This is a genomic window from Phenylobacterium sp. (assembly GCF_031181185.1).
Classification (GTDB): domain Bacteria; phylum Pseudomonadota; class Alphaproteobacteria; order Caulobacterales; family Caulobacteraceae; genus Phenylobacterium.
On sequence record NZ_JAPSKZ010000005.1, the window covers coordinates 1 to 18,801 of the forward strand.

The 18,801-nt window shown below is 68.7% G+C and carries 20 protein-coding genes and 1 riboswitch; of the genes, 8 read left to right on the forward strand and 12 right to left on the reverse strand.

Going from position 1 to position 18,801, the window contains the following annotated elements; genetic code table 11:
• Nucleotides 1–921 (forward strand): serine hydrolase domain-containing protein (locus RIF93_RS01040; RefSeq protein ID WP_309087563.1); only part of this gene is annotated, 921 nt, incomplete at its 5' end.
• Here RIF93_RS01040 and pgsA read toward each other — a convergent pair.
• From pgsA to RIF93_RS01055, 3 genes are all read right to left on the reverse strand, one after another.
• On the reverse strand, nt 918–1,538 hold the full coding sequence (gene pgsA / locus RIF93_RS01045; RefSeq protein ID WP_309087564.1) for a CDP-diacylglycerol--glycerol-3-phosphate 3-phosphatidyltransferase: 621 nt from the start codon (nt 1,536–1,538) through the stop codon (nt 918–920). The two genes, RIF93_RS01040 and pgsA, sit on opposite strands and share 4 nt — an antisense overlap.
• 65 nt (nt 1,539–1,603) lie before the next feature.
• Complete coding sequence (gene uvrC, locus RIF93_RS01050) at nt 1,604–3,463, reverse strand: excinuclease ABC subunit UvrC (protein ID WP_309087566.1); 1,860 nt, start codon at nt 3,461–3,463, stop codon at nt 1,604–1,606.
• A gap of 117 nt (nt 3,464–3,580) precedes the next feature.
• Nucleotides 3,581–5,422, reverse strand: a complete 1,842-nt coding sequence (locus RIF93_RS01055) for a long-chain-acyl-CoA synthetase (protein ID WP_309087568.1) — start codon at nt 5,420–5,422, stop codon at nt 3,581–3,583.
• Nucleotides 5,423–5,758: 336 nt separating this feature from the next.
• Between RIF93_RS01055 and RIF93_RS01060 the strand changes: the two genes are divergently transcribed.
• From RIF93_RS01060 to RIF93_RS01070, 3 genes are all read left to right on the forward strand, one after another.
• The gene (locus RIF93_RS01060; RefSeq protein WP_309087570.1) at nt 5,759–6,712 is read left to right on the forward strand and encodes a hypothetical protein; all 954 of its coding nucleotides are present in this window, start codon (nt 5,759–5,761) and stop codon (nt 6,710–6,712) included.
• A 149-nt stretch (nt 6,713–6,861) separates the two neighbouring features.
• The gene (locus RIF93_RS01065) at nt 6,862–7,566 is read left to right on the forward strand and encodes an aspartate/glutamate racemase family protein (RefSeq protein ID WP_309087572.1); all 705 of its coding nucleotides are present in this window, start codon (nt 6,862–6,864) and stop codon (nt 7,564–7,566) included.
• Between the two features lie 214 nt (nt 7,567–7,780).
• Nucleotides 7,781–8,002 (forward strand): hypothetical protein, encoded by a 222-nt coding sequence (locus RIF93_RS01070; protein WP_309087574.1) that lies wholly within the window; start codon nt 7,781–7,783, stop codon nt 8,000–8,002.
• Nucleotides 8,003–8,081: 79 nt separating this feature from the next.
• On the opposite strand, the gene RIF93_RS01075 is transcribed toward RIF93_RS01070, so the two are convergent.
• The 5 genes from RIF93_RS01075 to thiC all read right to left on the reverse strand — a co-directional run bounded on the left by RIF93_RS01075 (nt 8,082) and on the right by thiC (nt 12,802).
• On the reverse strand, nt 8,082–8,519 hold the full coding sequence (locus RIF93_RS01075) for a calcium-binding protein (protein ID WP_309087576.1): 438 nt from the start codon (nt 8,517–8,519) through the stop codon (nt 8,082–8,084).
• A 286-nt stretch (nt 8,520–8,805) separates the two neighbouring features.
• Nucleotides 8,806–9,864 (reverse strand): acyltransferase, encoded by a 1,059-nt coding sequence (locus RIF93_RS01080; RefSeq protein ID WP_309087578.1) that lies wholly within the window; start codon nt 9,862–9,864, stop codon nt 8,806–8,808.
• Nucleotides 9,865–9,929: 65 nt separating this feature from the next.
• Entirely contained in the window at nt 9,930–10,232 is a 303-nt protein-coding gene (locus tag RIF93_RS01085) for a hypothetical protein (RefSeq protein WP_309087580.1), read from the reverse strand.
• 190 nt (nt 10,233–10,422) lie between these two features.
• Nucleotides 10,423–10,947 (reverse strand): hypothetical protein, encoded by a 525-nt coding sequence (locus tag RIF93_RS01090; protein WP_309087582.1) that lies wholly within the window; start codon nt 10,945–10,947, stop codon nt 10,423–10,425.
• A 19-nt stretch (nt 10,948–10,966) separates the two neighbouring features.
• A complete protein-coding gene (gene thiC, locus RIF93_RS01095) occupies nt 10,967–12,802 on the reverse strand; it encodes a phosphomethylpyrimidine synthase ThiC (RefSeq protein WP_309087584.1) in 1,836 nt (611 codons plus the stop codon).
• A 54-nt stretch (nt 12,803–12,856) separates the two neighbouring features.
• A riboswitch (TPP riboswitch) is annotated at nt 12,857–12,964 on the reverse strand.
• 102 nt (nt 12,965–13,066) lie between these two features.
• On the opposite strand from thiC, the gene RIF93_RS01100 reads away from it, so the two are divergent.
• The 4 genes from RIF93_RS01100 to RIF93_RS01115 all read left to right on the forward strand — a co-directional run bounded on the left by RIF93_RS01100 (nt 13,067) and on the right by RIF93_RS01115 (nt 15,925).
• Nucleotides 13,067–13,492 (forward strand): DUF6491 family protein, encoded by a 426-nt coding sequence (locus tag RIF93_RS01100; protein WP_309087586.1) that lies wholly within the window; start codon nt 13,067–13,069, stop codon nt 13,490–13,492.
• A 24-nt stretch (nt 13,493–13,516) separates the two neighbouring features.
• A complete protein-coding gene (locus RIF93_RS01105; RefSeq protein WP_309087588.1) occupies nt 13,517–14,533 on the forward strand; it encodes a D-cysteine desulfhydrase in 1,017 nt (338 codons plus the stop codon).
• Entirely contained in the window at nt 14,530–15,240 is a 711-nt protein-coding gene (locus RIF93_RS01110) for an amino acid racemase (RefSeq protein ID WP_309087590.1), read from the forward strand. Before RIF93_RS01105 ends, RIF93_RS01110 begins: the two co-directional genes overlap by 4 nt.
• A 112-nt stretch (nt 15,241–15,352) precedes the next feature.
• A complete protein-coding gene (locus RIF93_RS01115; protein WP_309087592.1) occupies nt 15,353–15,925 on the forward strand; it encodes a PAS domain-containing protein in 573 nt (190 codons plus the stop codon).
• 3 nt (nt 15,926–15,928) lie between these two features.
• On the opposite strand, the gene RIF93_RS01120 is transcribed toward RIF93_RS01115, so the two are convergent.
• The 4 genes from RIF93_RS01120 to RIF93_RS01135 form a co-directional block, all read right to left on the reverse strand.
• Entirely contained in the window at nt 15,929–16,765 is an 837-nt protein-coding gene (locus RIF93_RS01120) for a neutral zinc metallopeptidase (RefSeq protein ID WP_309087594.1), read from the reverse strand.
• Nucleotides 16,766–16,824: 59 nt separating this feature from the next.
• Nucleotides 16,825–17,178, reverse strand: coding sequence for a hypothetical protein (locus RIF93_RS01125; RefSeq protein WP_309087596.1), 354 nt, complete (start codon nt 17,176–17,178; stop codon nt 16,825–16,827).
• Nucleotides 17,179–17,209: 31 nt separating this feature from the next.
• Complete coding sequence (locus RIF93_RS01130) at nt 17,210–17,770, reverse strand: hypothetical protein (RefSeq protein WP_309087598.1); 561 nt, start codon at nt 17,768–17,770, stop codon at nt 17,210–17,212.
• Nucleotides 17,771–17,835: 65 nt separating this feature from the next.
• Nucleotides 17,836–18,792 (reverse strand): DMT family transporter, encoded by a 957-nt coding sequence (locus tag RIF93_RS01135; protein WP_309087600.1) that lies wholly within the window; start codon nt 18,790–18,792, stop codon nt 17,836–17,838.
• Between the last annotated feature and the right edge of the window lie 9 nt (nt 18,793–18,801).

The following is an 18,801-nucleotide window of genomic DNA, read 5'->3' on the forward strand; positions in this document are numbered from 1 at the left end:
AAACTGCGGCTCAACGAGCCGGTGGACCGCCTGCTGCCCGAACTCGCCGACCGGCGCGTGCTGAAGACCATGGCTTCCCCCATCGACGACACCGTGCCGGCCCGGCGGCCGATCACCGTCGATGACGTGCTGACGTTCCGCCTCGGCTGGGGGGTGGTCTTCGAACCGACGCCGATCGGCCAGGCGGTGGCCGACCTGCCCGGATTCGGCATGCCCAATCCGGCCGCGCCGTTCACGACCGACAGCTGGCTGTCCCGCCTCGCCAAGCTGCCGCTGATGGCGCAGCCCGGCGAACGCTGGCTCTACACCGCAGGCTCCAACGTGCTGGGCGCGCTGATCGAACGTGCGTCCGGCCAGACGCTGGATGTCTTCTTCGAAGAACGCATCTTCAGGCCGCTGGGCATGAAGGACACCGGCTTCGCGGGGCCCGCCGACCGGCTGCCGACCGGCTATCTCGCCCAGGGGGGCAAGCTCACCGTCTACGACCCGCCGGACGGCGCCTACGCGCGCAAGCCGTCCTTCCCCGCGGGCGACTCGGGCCTCGTCTCTACGGTGGACGACTTCGACGTGCTGGCGCGGTTCCTCACGACCGGGACAGCGCAGGACGGACGACGGCTGCTGTCGGACGCGGCGCTCCGCCGGATGACCACCGACCAGCTCACCTCCGAGCAGCGCAAGGGCGGCCAGCTCATCCTCGGGCCGTATCGCGGCTGGGGCCACATCGGCGTCTATGTCGAGCCGAGTCCAGAAGGCATTCCCAAGGGCGCCTACGGCTGGGGCGGCGGCTTCGGCACGAGCTGGTTCAACGACCCCTCGCGGGATTTGACCGCCATCCTGATGACCCAGCGGTTCTTCGACGGTCCCGACGAGCCCAGGATACACAAGGACTTCTGGCGAACTGCGATCGCTGCGGCTGCCTAGTCGGTCAGCGCCTTCCGGGTCTGCTCCCAGTACTGGACGCCGGTGATCAGGGTGACGATCGCCGCCAGCCAGAAGAGGCCGTGGGCCGCCAGAGCAAAGCCGCTGCGGACTGCGGTCTCCTCGGGCAGGGAGAACGCGCCCCAGGCGGCGACGAACAGCTCCATGGCCAGCGCCGTCAGCTGGAGGGTGGTCTTCCACTTGGCGAGCAGGGTGACGGGCAGCTTCACGCCGCGGCCGGCGCCCACCTCGCGCAGCGCGCTTACGGTGAACTCCCGGAACAGGATGAGGCCGGCGGGCAGCACCACCATCGGCTGCGGGCCCAGGGACAACAGGCCCAGCACGGCGCCGCAGACCAGCACTTTGTCGCCGATCGGATCCAGGATGGCGCCCCAGACGCTGGTGGCGTCCATCTTGCGGGCCAGCCAGCCGTCAAAGAAGTCGGTCACGGCGGCGACAACGAAGGCGTAGACCGCCCAGCGCTGCAGGGCGAACTGCTGCAATGGCTCGAGCCGCTCGGAGATGTAAGGGACCGCGCCCGCCGCGGCGGCGAGCGCCACGAACATAAAGAGCGCCAGCGCCAGGCGCAGCGAGGTCAGGATGTTCGGCAGGGCTTTCATGGCAGAATCGAGCGTCCCGTCTCGAGCTTCGTTCCCGCCAGCTTAGCCTTACGACGCGTTCCGCGTCAGGCCTTGTGGAAGTGATCGTAGATGCGTTGCGCCAAGGCCTCGGACACGCCCTCCACCTTGGCCAAGTCGGCCACGGACGCCCGCGACACGCCGCGCGCCGAGCCGAAGGTGTGAAGCAGCGCCCGTTTGCGGCCAGGTCCCACGCCGTCGATCTCGTCCAGCGGGTTCTTCTTCATGTCCATGGCGCGCCGGGTTCGATGGCTGCCGATGGCGAACCGGTGGGCCTCGTCACGCAGGCGCTGGAGATAGTAGAGCACGGGGCTCTTCGGCTCGAGCATGAAGGGCTCCTTGCCCGGCATGAAGAACCGCTCGAGGCCCGCATCGCGATCGGGCCCCTTGGCCACGCCCACCACCGCAATGTCGTCCACGCCCAGGTCGGCCATGACCTCCATCGCGGCGTCCAGCTGCCCGCGGCCCCCGTCGATCAGGACGAGGTCGGGTCGGATCGCCTCGCCACCCTCCTCCTCTTCCTTCACCAGGCGGGAGAACCGCCGGCGCAGCACCTCCTTCATCATCCCGTAGTCGTCGCCCGGCGTGAGCTCGGTCGAGCGGATGTTGAACTTGCGGTACTGGCTCTTCTGGAAGCCCTCGGGACCGGCGACGATCATGCCGCCGACGGCGTTCGTCCCCATGATGTGACTGTTGTCATAGACCTCGATGCGCTCAGGCCGAGCCTCCAGGCCGAAGGCCTCGCAGACGCCGTCCAGCAGTTTGGACTGGGCCGAGCTCTCCGCCATCTTGCGGCCCAGCGCCTCGCGGGCGTTCGTCAGTGCATGCTGCACCAGCTGGCGCTTCTCGCCTCGCTGCGGCTGGCTGATTTCAACCTTGCGTCCGGACTTCTGGCAGAAGGCCTCTGCCAGCAACTCGCATTCGGACGGGGTGGTGTTGACGAGGATCAGCTTGGGAATGGGCTTGTCGTCGTAGAACTGCCCGAGGAAGGCGCTCATCACGTCCGCATCCTCGTCCGACTTGTCCACGCGCGGGAAGTAGGCGCGGTTGCCCCAGTTCTGACCGCCGCGGAAGAAGAACACCTGCACGCATGCCTGACCGCCTTCCGCGTGCAGGGCGAAGACGTCGGCCTCTTCGACCGTCTCGGGATTGATCTGCTGCTCCTGCGCGACCGAGGCCAGGGCGCGGATGCGGTCACGCAGGCGCGCGGCCCGCTCGAACTCCAGGTCCTCGGACGCCGCCTGCATTTCCTTGGCCATGCGGGCCATGACCGCCCGGCTCTTGCCCCGCAGGAAGGCGCCGGCCTCGTCGACCAGGGCGTTGTAGTCCTCGAGGCTGATCAGGCCTGTGCAAGGCGCCGAGCAGCGGCGGATCTGGTGCAGCATGCAGGGCCGCGTGCGGGTCTCGTACACGCTGTCCGAGCACGAGCGCAGAAGGAACGCCTTCTGAAGGGTGTTCAGCGTACGGTTCACCGCCCAGGCGCTGGCGAAGGGCCCGAAGTAGTCGCCCTTGATCGCATGGGCGCCCCGGTGCTTGCGCAGCTGCGGCGCGGCGTGGTCGCGCCGGATGACGATCTCGGGGAAGCTCTTGTCGTCGCGCAGCAGGACGTTGAAGCGCGGCTTCAGCTGCTTGATCAGGTTGATCTCGAGCAGCAGGGCGTCCGTCTCGGTCCGGGTGGTGACGAACTCCATCGCCCGGGTGAGGTCCACCATGTGGGCGATGCGCTGGGTGTGGAACCGCCCCTGCGCGTACTGCAGAACCCGCTTCTTGAGCGAGCGGGCCTTGCCCACGTACAGCACCTCGCCGTCCTCGCCGATCATGCGATAGACGCCGGGCCGGTCAGGCAGGCGCTTGACCTCGTCCTTGATGAGCTGGGCGCCCTTCAGCGGCGCCTCGGTGTCGAGCATGGCCTCCCATATAGGCTTCTTCGAGCCCGCTGGCAGTGCGGCGAAGGAACGAGCGGAACTCTGCCGCGTCGACGGCAGACGTTCGGGGCAGATCGGCCTGCCGCTCTCTGGCGCGATCTAGACCTTCACCGCGCCGGTCGCGATCTTCTCGAACACTGACTTGGTCACCTTCACATACCCTTTCTTCGGGTCGTGGAAGTAGAGCGGACCCTTGATCTTCGCCGGATCGTATCCGTCAGCCACCAGGTCCATCTTCCGCACCTTGAAGGTGCCGGTCGTGTCGATGGCCGGCAGGATGCGTACGAACAGCGGCTGGGCGTAGCCGGGCAGCTCACGCGCCACGTGCTCGCCGAACAGCTTGATGTCGAAGTCGGCATCCACGACCAGCGCGGCCATGCCGGCCCGGCCGTCCGCGCCATCCACTGCGACGCCGTACACCGTGGCCTGGGCCACGCCGGGACAGGCCTGCAGCCGCTCGGCCACCTCGTTGGTGGACACGTTCTCGCCCTTCCAGCGGAAGGTGTCGCCGATGCGGTCCACGAAATACAGATAGCCGTCGGCGTCCATGCGCATCAGGTCGCCGGTCGCGAACCAGGCGTCGCCACGTTCGAAGACATCGCGCAGGACCTTCTTCTCGGAAGCCTGGCGGTCGAGGTAGCCGGAGAACTCGGCGCGGGCGTCGCCGCCGATCTTGCCGATGCATTGGCCGATCTGGCCCGGTCCGCACTCGACGCAGAAGCCGTCAGGCCCGCGGACCACCTGCTCCTTCTCCACGTCGAACTGGACCAGCCGGACGTTGAAGCGGTTGCGTAGCCACTTGGGCGCACGCCCGATGGCCCCCTCGCGGCCGTCGAAGTTGAACAGGCTGACATTGCCCTCGGTCGAGCCGTAGAATTCGAGGATCTCCGGGACACGGAAGCGCTGCTTGATCACCGGCCAGACGTCGGGCCGCAGGCCGTTGCCGAACGCCAGCCGGATCTTGTGCTGGGTCTCCTCCGGAACTTCCTCGTGGTTGATGAGGTAGCGGCATAGCTCGCCGATGTAGACGAACATCGTGCAGCCTTCGGCGACCACCTCGGGCCAGAAGTGGCTCCCCGAGAACTTCCGGCGCAGGACGACCGAGCCGCCGTTCAGCAACGCCGCGCCCATGGCGCAGAGGCCGCCAGTGGCGTGATAGAGCGGCAGGGCGACGTAGATGCGGTCCGACGCCTTGGCCCCGGTCGAGCCCGCAAAGCCCCGCATGTAGAGTTGGGCCCGCATGTGGGTGATGCGGGCGGCCTTCGGCATGCCGGTCGTGCCCGACGTAAAGATCAGCAAGGCGGTGTCGCCGGCCGTCATGTCGTCGCGCACCGATCGGTCCGGCGGCAGCTGGCTGCAGCTCTTGAGGGCTTGGGCCAAGTCCCGCTGCCCGCCGTGCGCCGGGCCCAGGATCCACTGCTGAGGCGGCTTCTCGATCAGCGCCTTGGCCTGTTCGAACACGGGCGAGGTCTCCGAATCGACGATGACGTGGGCCGCGCCCGAGATGTTCAGGCAGTGCGCCAGCGGCAGGCCCGACAGCTGGTTGTTGATTAGGGCGGTGACGACGCCGACCTTCGAAAGGCCGTACCAGACGGCGAGGTACTCCAGCCGATTCGGCATGAAGAGCGCGACCGTCTGCCCGCGCCGGAGGTTCACGCCCTTGGCCCAATGGGCGTAGCGGTTGGCCATGGCGTCAAGCTCGCCATAGGTGACCGTCCGGCCCTCGAAGGTGATGGCGGGGCGGTCGCGGTGCGCGTCGACGGCCGCCTGGATGTCGTCGCAGATGAGGTTCGGGCTCTCCTTGGAGATCGACTTCACCCGGCGCAGCGTCCGGTTCAGCCCCTGCAGGAAACGCCACTCGCGCTGGAGCTTGGCCTTAAGGCGCATCAATTCCTCCGACTTGCGGGCGCGAGCTTGGGGACCAGCCCCCTCGCGGGTCAAGCGAGGCCTTGGGCGCGGATGGCCGCACCGTGTGCATAGCGCGCCGCCGCGGCGTGGCTGCAACAGACGAACCCTACGCCTCTGGGCGGCGGGCTGCGGCGATTGGGGCAGAATCTAGGCAGCGCCTAGTCGAGATCTATCAAGTTGGTCGATGAATAGGGCGACTCTTCACGGGGCTTGGACTCTGCGCCACCAGTAATAAACCCCCTTTAGGCGCGTCCGAATTCGGGTACGCCTTGCCATTATTTCGCCACGGCGCAGCTTCCTCTCGCTCCTCTCGGAACCGTTGCCAGGATGCATCGTTTTGACTTCGCGACACTTCCTTGGAGGGACACTATGTCCATGGATCATACCGGACAGCGGGGCGACGGCGCCCAGGGTTCCGGTTCAACGAATTCCGTCACCGAAGCGCCCCTGATGGCGGCGACGCCGATTTGGGAAACCCGTGGCAAGAAGCGCCGGGGCCTCGGCCGCGCCAGCACGACCGGCGCTGCGGCCCCGACCGCCACGCCCGCGGCCGCCGAGCCGCGCAGCTTCGATGCGCCGATGAGCGCAGGTCACGAGCGGCCAATCAGTGAGACCCGCCCCATGACCGACATGCGCCCGAGCGAGCCCAGCATGGCCTCGAGCGCCGCCGTCACCGATCCGATGACTGGCCGCCCCGACATGACCGACCATACGGCCGGCCATGAGGCGGACTCCGGCCTGGTGGCGCCGATCGGCCGCGGCCACACCCGCGCCGAGCCCGGCCGCAGGAGCGGCATGCCCGCAGCGGCGATCGCCGCCGGCGTCGTGGCGCTGGGCGCCGTCGGCGCCGCGGGCTGGTACGCCAGCCGCTCGAACGACGGTGTGGCCGAACTGACGCCGGGCGCTGCCCAGGAAAGCCTGGCCGTGGCCCAGGCGCCCACGACCCCGGCCGCGACCACCACGGCCGCCGCTACCGCGAACAGCGAGCGCCGCGCCACGGTGCGTACGGCGAGTACGTCGCGCACCCGCCCCGCGGCGGCGATGTCGGCGCCCAGCGCGACTGAAGCCGGCATCAACGCGAGCGGCACGGCCACTCTGCCCACCGGTCCGCAGCCCTACTCCGCCCTGAACCCGGGCGCCTCGACCGACACCGCCACGACCGGCGCGACCGGCTCGTCGGGCGTCACGACCACTCCGTCGGTCACGCCGGCGCCGATTCCGAGCACGCCGCCGATCGCTTCGGATCCGTCGCCGACGACGTCTTCGCCGGCGACCCCGGACGCCGGTTCGGCCACGCCTCCGACCGGCGCGGCGCCGCAGTAGAAGCCTAGAGTTCCGTTGGGGCCCCTCGGCTGAGGGGAACAGAGGGCGGCGCTTCGGGAGAGACGCCGCCCTTTCGGTTGGCCGCACCTTTCGATGATGACCAACGCGCGCCCGTGGCGGAGCCGCAGCGGGATGCCTAGCTTGAGCGCATGACCCGTCACATCGGCATCGTTGCCTGCTCGGCCGAAGGCGCCGCGCTCTGCTACCGAACCATCGTCCACGAAGGCGCCGGACGGCTCGGCGTGGCGGACGCCCACCCGGAAATCTCGCTGCATGGCCATTCGTTGGCGGCCTACGTGGAGCGGCTGGAGGCCCCCGACGGCCCCGACTGGGCCGGTGTGGGAGAACTCATGCTCGACTCCGCCCGCAAGCTCGTGGCCGGCGGCGCCGAGGTGCTGATCTGCCCCGACAACACGATCCACCAGGCCCTGCCGTTCATTCGCGACCGGGCGCCTGCGCCTTGGCTGCACATCGCCGAGGTCGTGGCCGAGGAGGCCGCGCGGCGCGGCTTCCGCCGCATCGCGATCACCGGCACCCGCTGGCTGACGGAAAGCGACGTCTATCCAATCGCCCTCGAGGCGCGGGGCCTCGAATGGCGCCGGCCGGAAGAGGCGGACCGCGCCGAGATGGGTCGGGTGATCATGGAGGAGTTGGTCCGAGGCGCCTTCAGTCCCGGGGCCATGGCGTTCTTCCAGCAAGTGATCGGGGAGCTGGCCAGCGAAGGCTGCGACGCCGTGGTGCTGGGGTGCACGGAGATCCCCCTGATCATCGACGACGGGAACTCGCCGCTGCCGACGCTGGACTCCACGCGGCTGCTCGCGCGGGCGGCGCTTGAGTGGGCCGCCGACCCGTAAAAAAACGCCCGGAGTTCCTGGGGGACGCTCCGGGCCAGTACCATTTCGACAGCACCAGTAAATTCTACTTTCGGTGGAATTTCCAGTGCGTCCTAGCGCCACACGATAGTAACGACTGCAACCATTCGATGCGCGCTCGCGTCGCATCGCGCCGGCGCCGGTCTTTTGCCATTGAAGGGGCTCATCCGAACCAGTCGAAGTGGGGGCTTTCCGCATGCCTGAACAGATCACCAAGCAGCTTGTGGCCGAATGGACGTCGGCGGGCCTGGTGCTGCTCTCGGGCGCGACCGCGGGCCACTTCGCGGCGACCGGCATGAACCTGGTGCAGTGGGCCGGCGCGGCCGCCGCGGTGCTGGGATCGATCACCGTCGCGGTGGCCGTTCGGGTGTGGCCCGCGCCGCAGAAGGTGGAAGCGGAGGCTAAGAGCCGAGATTAGGCGGGTCGCCAGACCTGGAGAGGTTCGCCCGAAGGCGAGTTCGAGAGCCGCCACGTCGGACGTGGCGGCCCTCTTCACATCAGTAGAAGTTCAGTTCGCTGAGCTGGAAGTCGGTGACGCCTACCAGCACCACACCGTCGCCCTGGCCGAAGTCGATGTAGGTGTCGCCGTCGTCAACCACGACCGTATAGTCGTTGGTTCCGGCCTTCTTCACCCAGAGCTCGTCGCCCTGCTCGCGGTGGTAGTCGTAGATGATGTCCCACCCGCCGTTCGCGCCCACAACGAAGGCGTCGGCTCCGAGGCCGCCGGTCAGGTAGTCGGTTCCAGTGCCGCCATCCAGCGAATCGTTGCCGTCGCCGCCATCGAGGATGTCGGTGCCGTGCACGCCGTCCGCGGTGTCATCCCCCCCGTTGGCCCAGATCGTGTCGTCGGACGAGTAGCCGACCAGCCATTCGCCCTGATCCGTGCCGTATAGGGTGTGTTTCCAGCTTCCTTGCTGCGGTTGGAACTTGGCCATGTAGTTACGTCCTCCAGTGTTGGGGATCCCTCGCGGCGTCCCAACCAGCGAGGTCGGCCAAAGCTTCCTTCACATTTCCGGGAGTCCGGCCAAGCACGGCGCAGCCGCGTGAACCGCCGGAACATGCCGCGCCTCGGCCGGGTTCCTGATGTATCGGCAAGGAGGCCGTCATGCCGAAGCCCAGCGACAAGACGCCGGCGTCGTGGAGAGCCGCCCTCGGCGGCGTGCTGACGATCGTCGCGCTGATCGTCGGCTGGGGTGTCGCCGCCCTGCAGTAGGCCGCGGACTATCGCGCGGCCTCCGGCGCCTCGCTCCCGCGCCGGGCCGGTGTGGGCAACCCAGGCAGGCGCAGACGCAGCAGGACTTTCAGCATAGGACGTTCGAGCCAACGGTGGACGGCGACGCCGGCCAGCGTCGACAGCCCCATGCCTAGCGCCATCAGGGTGAGGAACTGAGGCCACCCCTCCAGGGGCAGCTTCCGGCCCAGCCACATCACGATGGCGAGCACCAGCGTGTGGAAGAGGTAGATGGCGTAGCTGGCGTCGCCGAGCGCCTCCATGGTGCGCCAGCGGCGCGCGCGCAAATGGGTCTCGAAGCCCAGGGCGCCGGCCACCACCGCGGCGCTGGCGGCGACGACCCACACCTTCTTCAGGTCCACCCACGGGGAAGCATGGACCAGCAGGATGGCTGCGCCAGCCAGCGCCAGCGGCCAGGCGCGGGTGAACAGGTCGGCCCAGCGGGCGTGCGCCCAGGCGATCAGCACGCCCGCCAGAAAGGCGAGCAGGATGGGTCCCGTGAAAGCGCGCGCCACCGTCTCATCGGGCTGGAAGACGAAGCCGGCGGCGACCAGCGACACGATGCTGACGGTGGTGACCGCCACCACCCGCCGGACGGCCAGGCCAACGGCGAAGAGAGCGTAGAACGCCATCTCGAACGTCAGCGTCCAGCCCGGCACCAACACCGGCCAGACGGTCTCGGGGTGGCCGGGACTGGCGTGGGGAACGAGTCCGAGCGACAGCCAGAGGTGAGAGGCGTGCGGCGTCGGCAGATCGCGAAAGGCGAGCCATGCCACCCAGGTGAGGGTGGCTACCCAGTAGAGGGGCGCGATGCGAACGACACGTCGGCGCACGAACTCCGCCGGCGCTTCATGACGGGCGGCCGCGTACATGATGAAGCCGCTGATCACGAAGAAGATGTCGACGCCCGTCGTGAAGTTCCAGCCGGCCATCGGCGCGAACATCCCCGGTCGCGGATTGCGCGCATGGTGCAGCAGCACCATCAGGCACGCGACAGCGCGGAGCACCTGGATCGAGACAAGGGTTGCGGGGCGCGGCGCAGGCTGCATCAGCGCCCCTTAGCACGACGCCGCCCGGATCACAGGCCCGTGATGTCGCCGCAGGGCGCGCGGCGTCAGTTGCGGTACCGCGCTGCGATGCGCTGGGCCTCGGCCGGACCGAGGCTGGGCGGCCAGGCGAACTGCATCCGCCACCGGATGCGCGAGCAGGCCGGGCAGTTCCACCCCACCCGGCGGGCGCAATCCACCAGCCGCGTGGCGTGCCCGCCAGCCTTCAGGTCCTGCAATCGCGCGATGATCCGCTCGGGGTCATAGACCTTCCCCCAGGAACAGAACGCGCAGCTGAGCAGCACACGGCAACCGGGATAGCGGCGGAAGTCGCCGATGGAATCCTCCGGCGCGGCGGGGATCGGACGCATCTTCCAGGCGGGCGCAGACGACATATGAGAACAAAAACAGAACTTATCTTGAGGCGCCACGATCCAGAAGTTGCGTTCGGCCATTCGTCGCCCCGGCGTTGGCGCGGGAGCTGACGTGCGCTAACGCGGGCCCGACGGGCCAGGCCTCCAGCGCGAACCTTTGGAAACAGGTCGGCGACGTGACAACGGCTCACGCGGCGATGCGCGACTGTTCGGCAAGGGCGGCCAGAACCTGCTTAGGGACGAGACGACCGCGGATGCCTGGCGCCCAGAGCTCGCCCTTCAGCGGCACGTCCCTCAGCCCCATCGCGTCGAGCAAGGTGGCATAGTAGCTGTTGGAGTTGCCGCGCCGGATCGCCGGCCACGGATAGCGCAGGGCCGCGGCGTTCACGGCGGCGCGCACGGCTTCAGCACGCAGCAGCTTCTCGGCGACCCCCGCCGCTGAGCCGTCGAACAGCACCCCTTGCGGATGGGCCTCGTCATAGAAGCCGGTCCGGTGGGGAAAGTCCTCGCCCCAGACGACCTCGCGCCGGAACGGCGCCAGTCCGCCCAGGAACGGCAGCTGGGCGCCGCCGGGACCACGGGCGATGCCGTGCAGCTCGCGCACGATGCGGCCCGCCTCATCTTGGATCGCGATGAAGGTATGAGCGCCGAAGCGCCAGCGCCCGCAGCGGACGGCGGGCGTCTGGACCTTCAGCAGGCGACGCGTGTCCACGCCGTGTCGGATGGCAAGCCTACTCCGCCGGCGCGAGCGGCACCTGGATCTCGCCCCCGGTCTCCCGGAATTTCTTCGACATCTCCTCCATGCCGGTAGCGACCTCGTTCTGGCCACGGGCCGCGTCGCGGATGTCCTGGCTGATCTTCATCGAGCAGAACTTCGGCCCGCACATCGAGCAGAAGTGGGCGGTCTTGAACGCCTCCTTCGGCAGGCTCTCGTCGTGGTACTCGCGCGCCGTCTCGGGATCCACGCCCAGGTTGAACTGGTCCTCCCACCGGAACTCGAAGCGGGCGCGGCTGATGGCGTCATCCCAGGCGCGGGCCGCCGGATGGCCCTTCGCCAGATCGGCGGCATGGGCGGCGAGCTTGTAGGTCATCACGCCGACCTTCACGTCCTCGCGGTTCGGCAGGCCCAGGTGCTCCTTAGGGGTCACGTAGCAGAGCATGGCGGTGCCGAACCAACCGATCATGGCCGCGCCGATGGCCGAGGTGATGTGGTCATAGCCAGGGGCCACGTCGGTGGTGAGCGGGCCAAGGGTGTAGAACGGCGCCTCGCCGCAGACGGCCAGCTGCTTGTCCATGTTGGCCTTGATCTTGTGCATCGGCACGTGACCGGGGCCTTCGATCATCACCTGGACGTTGTGCTTCCAGGCGATCTGGGTGAGCTCGCCCAGGGTTTCCAGTTCGCCGAACTGGGCTGCGTCGTTGGCGTCGGCGATCGAGCCCGGGCGCAGGCCATCGCCCAGCGAGAACGAGACGTCGTACGCCTTCATGATCTCGCAGATCTCCTCGAAGTGCTCGTAGAGGAAGTTCTCGCGATGGTGGGCCAGGCACCACTTGGCCATGATCGAGCCGCCGCGCGACACGATGCCGGTGACGCGGTTGGCGGTCAGCGGGACATAGGCCAGGCGCACGCCGGCATGGATGGTGAAATAGTCGACCCCCTGCTCGGCCTGTTCGATCAGTGTGTCGCGGAAGACGTCCCAGGTCAGGTCCTCGGCGACGCCGCCCACCTTCTCCAGCGCCTGGTAGATCGGCACGGTGCCGATCGGCACGGGGCTGTTGCGGACGATCCAGTCGCGGATGTTGTGGATGTTGCGACCGGTGGAAAGGTCCATGACCGTGTCGGCGCCGCAGCGGATGGCCCAGACCATCTTGTCCACTTCGTCCGAGACGTGGCTGAGGACGGCCGAATTGCCGATGTTGGCGTTGATCTTCACCAGGAAGTTCCGGCCGATGATCATCGGCTCGAGTTCGGTGTGGTTGATGTTGGCCGGGATGATCGCACGGCCGCGGGCGATCTCGTCGCGCACGAACTCGGGCGTCACGAAGTCGGGGATCGAGGCGCCGAAGTCCTCGCCGTCGCGGACGAACGCCTCCGTTTCCTTCCGTCGCATGTTCTCGCGGATGGCGACGTATTCCATCTCGGGCGTGATGACCCCGCGGCGCGCGTACTCCAGCTGGGTGACGTTGCCGCCGGGCTTGGCGCGGTAGACGCGACGCGGGGCGGTGAATTCTGGCGCCAGGTGCTCGCCGCGGGCGAAGCCGTTGTCCTCCGGCTTCACGGCGCGCGGATGTTCCACGACCTCGACGTCGCCGCGGGACACCACCCAGGGCTCACGCGTGCGCGGCAGCCCCCTGTCGATGTCGATGCGGACGGCCGGGTCGGTGTAGGGTCCGGAAGGATCGTAGAGCGTCAGCGGCGGCTCGCCCGCCGACGGATGCACCGCCACCTCGCGGAACGGCACCCGGATGTCCGGCCAAAGCACGCCAGGTTGGTACACCTTCTTCGAGCCCGGGCGCTCCCCGGTCGGGATGATGGCGGCTTCGAGGGTTCCGGCAGGCTTGTTCATCGCGTAGCTCCGTAGCGGCACGGATCGCGGGCGACGCCGAAGGACTCGGGGCGGGTCGTGTGAATGGCCCTTCCCTTCGCCGGCATGACCCGGATCAGGTTCGACGGGTCGTGGGCTCACCCACCTCTCAGCCGCTTGCGCGCGGCCCCCCGAGGATTGCCGCGGACGCTACGCCCGAACCAACGCCAGGGAAAGGCTCAAAAGCGAAGACGCGGAACGGGCGGAACCTTATTAGGTTGTGGGGTGGACCTCCGGAGGAACGCCATGAAGCCTGCGTCCTTGTCGTTGCTGGCGGCGGCAGGCCTGGCCGCCTGCAGCGCCTATCCCCTCTCTCCGCCGCCGGAACCGCTGCTGCCGCCGGCGCCGGCGGGCGCCTCCCTGGCGGGCGGCGACTGCTTTCGCACCAGCGACATCCGCAACCACACCATCCTGAACTCCCGCACCCTGTTGCTCCGGGTGAACCGCGGAGAGGTCTACCGGGTCACCATGGCCGGCGCTTGCCTGGCGGGCGCCATCTCGTCGGACCCGCTGGTGATGAACCAGCCGCCGGGTTCGCCCATCGTCTGCCGACCCCTCGACTTCGACGTCGGCGTCAGCAAGGGCGGCATCCCGAACCGGTGCATCGTGGAGTCGATCGACCGCCTGCCGCCCGAACAGGTGGATGCCCTGCCGCGGAAGTTGAAGCCCTAGGCATAAGCCTATAGCGGGTGGGGCATGCACTTCGCCCGCTACAACCCCGTCCGCTTCGCCCATCTTCCCACGCCGCTGGAGCCCCTGCCCGGCCTGGCGGAGGCGCTGGTCACACCGGGCGGCGGCGGCCCCACGCTGTGGATCAAGCGCGACGACTGCACCGGCCTCGCCGGCGGCGGAAACAAGACTCGCAAGCTCGAATTCCTGCTGGGCGACGCCCTGGCCAACGACGCGGACACGATCGTGACCCAAGGGGCGGTCCAGTCGAACCACGTCCGGCAGGCGGCCGCGGCGGCGGCGCGCTTCGGGCTGAAGTGCGAGGTGATCCTCGAGCATCGCACTGGAAGCCAGGCGCATGACTACAACCGCTCGGGCAACGTGCTCCTGGATGAACTGCTGGGCGCCAGGATCCGCCATGTGCCGGCCGGGACCGACATGAACCAGGCGCTGGGCGACGTGGCCCAGGAGGTCGCCGACGCCGGCGGCCGGCCCTATGTCATCCCGGGCGGCGGCTCCAACTGCGTGGGCGCTTTGGGCTATGCGGAATGCGCTCTGGAACTGGTCGCCCAAGCGAACGAACTAGGCCTCGAGATCGACCGCATCGTGACGGCGACCGGTAGCGCCGGCACTCACGCGGGCCTTGTGGCGGGCCTGGCGGTGATGGGGGCGGACATTCCGGTGCTGGGCATCGGCGTACGCGCCCCGAAGGACGTGCAGGAGGCCAACGTATTTAAGCTGGCGCGCGAGACGGCGGCCCTGCTGGGCTTCGAAGAGCGGGTCAAGCGCGACATGGTCGTCGCCGACTGCGACTACGTGGGCGAGGGCTACGGTCTGATCGACCATGTTGTGATCGAGGCGCTGAAGCTGGCCGCGCGCGCCGACGGGATCCTGCTGGACCCCGTCTATACCGGCAAGGCGATGAAGGGGCTGATCGCGCTCAGCCGCGCCGGCGCCTTCGACGGGGAGACGGTGGTGTTCCTGCACACGGGGGGCGCGCAGGGTCTGTTCGGCTACCAGACTGAGTTGGACGGCAAGCTATGACTGAGGACGCCGAGACCCTGACGCTGGGCGTTCTGGGGGGCATGGGGCCCGCGGCGACCCTGGAGTTCCTGGCCCGGCTCCAGGCCTATACGCCGGCCGAACGCGACCAGGACCACATCCGCGTGGTGGCCGACATCAATCCGCGCGTGCCCGATCGCAACACGCCGGGCTCCAACGCCGGCGGCGTGCTGGCGGAGATGGCCGGCGCGCTGCGTGGCGCGGGCGCCGAGGTGCTGGCGATGCCGTGCAATACGGCGCACGCCCACGCCGACCTGATCCAGCGGGCCTCGGGCCTGCCGCTGATCGACATGATCGACCTGGGCGCCGAAGCGGCCCAGCAGAGCGGCGCGCTGCGCGCCGGCGTCCTGGGCACGAAGGGCGCGCTGAAGCTCTATCGGGAGTACTTGGCCGCCCGGGGCATGGGCCTCGTCTCCCTCCCGTCCGAGCGGCAGGAGGCCTTTATGGAGACGCTCTACCGGATCAAGGCGGGCGACGACGGCGAACAGGCGGCCGCGGCGATGCAGGGCTTCGCCGCCGAGCTGGTCAAGGCCGGAGCAGAGGTCGTGGTGGCCGGCTGCACCGAAGTGCCGCTGGTGCTGGCGCCCGAAGACGTCAGGGTCGAACTCGTCGATCCTGGCGACCTCCTCGCCCGTCGCTGCGTGGCCGTTTGCCTGGGCTATGAGCCCACGCCGCAGGTGGGCGGCTGAGACGGCTACCTTCCGAGGGGGCGCCTGTGTTAATGAGGCTGCCCGTGGAGCGAACGCGCTCGCCAGCCGTTCCACTCAAGCTTCGATCTTCCGGAGCCAGTACGAAGACCGAATGCACGCCTCTCCCGCCATAGCCGACGAGATCCTGAAGCGCGCGGTCAAGGCCGTGCCGAGGGGCGTCGACGAGCTGCGGCGGGTACTCGCCGACGAGCCCTTGCCGATCTACGTCACCGATGCCGAGGGGCTGGTCACCTACTTCAATAGGGCCTGCGTCGACTTCGCGGGCCTCACGCCGCAACTGGGGCAGGCGCGCTGGTGCGTGACTTGGAAGCTCTACACCGACGACGGCGCATTCTTGCCGCACGCGGACTGCCCGATGGCGGTGGCGATCAAGACTCGGCGCCCGATCCGCGGTGTGACGGCTCTGGCCGAGCGTCCCGACGGCGTCCGTGTCCGTTTCATGCCGTTCCCCACGCCGGTGTTCGACGAGGACGGCGAACTGGTGGGCGCTGCCAATGTGCTGATCGACCTCAGCGATGCGCAGCAGGCGGAGTTGCTGCTGGCTCAGGCCCGCCGCTGCCGCTGGCTGGCCGGCACGGTGAAGGACGCCCAGACCGCCCTTACCCTGAACCGGATGGCGGAAGAGTACGAGCAGAAGGCCTTCCTCCTCGGAAGGAAGGCCTGAGCGTCACAGCGTCCTGGCGCTGAAGGTGTCGCAGGCCGCCGGATCGCCAGCCTCCACGCCCCTGCGGAACCAGCGCATGCGCTGCTCGGAGCTGCCGTGGGTGAAGGCGTCGGGCATGACCCGGCCCTGCGACTTGCGCTGGAGCGTGTCGTCGCCGACCGCGCTGGCGGCGCGCAGGCCATCCTCGATGTCGCGGGGATCGAGCGCCACCTGACCGTTCGAGACGCGCGCGGCGTGGGCGACCCAGACGCCCGCGTAGCAGTCGGCCTGCAGCTCCAGACGCACCGAACCGCTCGTCGGTCCCTTGGCGCCCATGCGCTGAGCCTCTTCCGAGGCGCCCGTCAGGTTCTGAACGTGATGGCCGATCTCGTGAGCGATGACGTAGGCCCGCGCCGCTTCGCCTCCGGCGCCGAACTTCGTCTCGAGTTCCTGCCAGAACGAGAGGTCCAGATAGACCCTACGGTCGGCCGGGCAATAGAACGGCCCCATCGCCGCCTGGCCCATGCCGCAGCCGGTGCCGGTGGCCTGATCGTAGATGACGATGGCGTCCGCCGGCCGGTAACCCTGCAGCTGGGTCTTCCAGACGTCGTCAACGTTGGTGGCCACTACGTCGACGAAGCGGCCGGCCTCATCGGCGGGGCCGCCGCGCACGCCTTCCTGCTGTTGCACCTGGCCGCCGCCCAGCACCTGAGTGGTCGTCGAAGGATCTATGCCGAAGACGAAATAGCCGATCAGCGCCAGGATCACCCCGCCTGCGCCGAGCCCCCCGACGGCGCCGGCCGGGCCAAGGCCCCGACGGTCCTCGATATTGCCGGAGCCCCGGCCGCCGGACCAGCGCATAGGTTCGCCTCCTAGATGATCTCAGGCGACGCTAACGCGACCGGGCGCACGGAAGTTCGTCAGCGGCGGTTCTGGGAAATCTCGCGAACGCGGCGGTCCGAGTCGGCCAGCGTCTTGTCAGGGATGCTAGGCAGCTTGGACGTGTCGATGTTCCCCACCGGCGCCGGATAGGGCAGCCGCGGCAGAAGGACCGGCGCGCGTTCCGCCTGGATCCGCGCTGCATGCTGCTCCGTACGCAGCCGGGCCTCCATCGCAACGAGTTCGTTGTGCTGCGCGACCTGCTGCTGTTGCAGAAGCTGCTGCTGAGCCCGCAGTTCGTCCATGCGGAGTTGATACTGGGCGGACTGGCCGAAATCCTGGGCGGCGGCTGGAGCGGCCGCGGCGGCAGCCAGGAGCATGAGGAGCGCGCGCATCCGGTCCATATGGGTTGCGCCGGTCAGAACCCTAGCGCCGCTGTACCGTGAACCGGGCGAGTTCGCGGCGCGGCGCGTCCCACTCGGGGCTGAGCTCGACGGCCTTCTGGTAGTCGAAGTAGGCCGACTTCATGTCGTCCAGGCCTTCGTGCGCCAGGGCGCGGTTGTAGTAAGCCTTCTCCGGTTCATCGACGCCCAGCTCCAGCGCCCTGTTCAGGTCGGAGAGCCCCGCAGCGTACTGGCGGGCGCCGACGAGGGCCGCGCCCCGATTGACATAGGCTTCCGCCAGGTCGGACTTGAGCTCAACGGCGCGATCGAAGTCGGCGCGGGCGGGTCCGAACTCCGAACGGCGGAGCTTCATGATCCCGCGGTTGACGAAGGTGCCGGCGCGGTCGCGCTGCGACAGCATCTCGGTCTCGATGGCCAGGGTGCACATGGCTTCGAACCGGCGCTCGGACTCTCCGGCGAGGGCGGCGTTCGAGCACTGACGGGCCATGCCGCCCCCGAGAACCGTCACCGATTGAGCGGCCGCCACCGACCCGGCCAGCAGGGCGCCGGCGGCGAAGCTGAGAAGCATCAGGGCGTTGCGCATCGGACCAGCCTTTCGCGTCCGGCGACAAGGCTCCGCCCGTAGCGCCGTTCTGTCAACGCGGGCGGTCAGGCCGGTTGTCGGAACCGGCGCAACTCGCGGTGAAGAATGTAGACCCCGCTGGCCGCCACCACGACCGCGCCTGCGATGGTCGCCGGATGCGGCAGCTCGCCCCAGATCACCAGGCCCAGCAGGGCGGCCCAGACCAGCTGGGTGTAGTCGAACGGCGCCACGACGCCGATCGGTGCGCAACGCAACGCCTCGGTCAGGAACAGCTGGCCCACGCCGCCGATAAGGCCCGCCAGCACGAGGAGGCCGAGCGTGGGCAGGTCCGGAACCCTCCAGCCGAAGAGCAGCGATCCGGCGAGGCCCAGCACCGTCCCGCCCAGAGTGAAATAGAAGACGATCGTCGGCCCGCGCTCCGTGTCGGCGATCTGGCGGATGGCGACCATGGCCCCGGCAGCCCCCATGGCGGACAGGAGCCCCAGCGTGACCCCCACGACGTTCATGTGGCCGGGGACGGGCCTGGCCATGATCATCACGCCGACGAAACCCACGATCACGGCGGCCCAGCGGTGCCGCCCCACCTTCTCCGCCAGCAGCAGGGCCGAAAGTGCGGTCATGAACAGGGGCGAGGCGAACTGCAGGGCGGTCGCTTCGGTGAGCGGCAGGTGCTGGACGGCGGAGAAGCCGCAGACCATCCCGGAAAGGCCGACGGCGGATCGCAGCAGATGACCGAGCGGGCGGCGCGTCTTCAGTACCTCGAACCCCGTCGTTCGCCAGATGTAGAGGCCGAGCGGGAGGAAGGCGAAGGCGTTGCGGAAGAAGATGATCTCGAAGACCGGCACGCCGCGGTCACCGCACCATTTCACCAGCGCCGAGAGCAGCGCCATGCAGGCCATCGCCAGGACGCGCAATGTGATGCCCAGGAGCGGGCGGTGGACGGGCGCGTGCGGATGGGCGGAAGACACGCCGGCGGTTTGAGCGGATGCGCCGCCCCGGTCAACGACCAGTTGCCGGGGCATGGCCCGGCC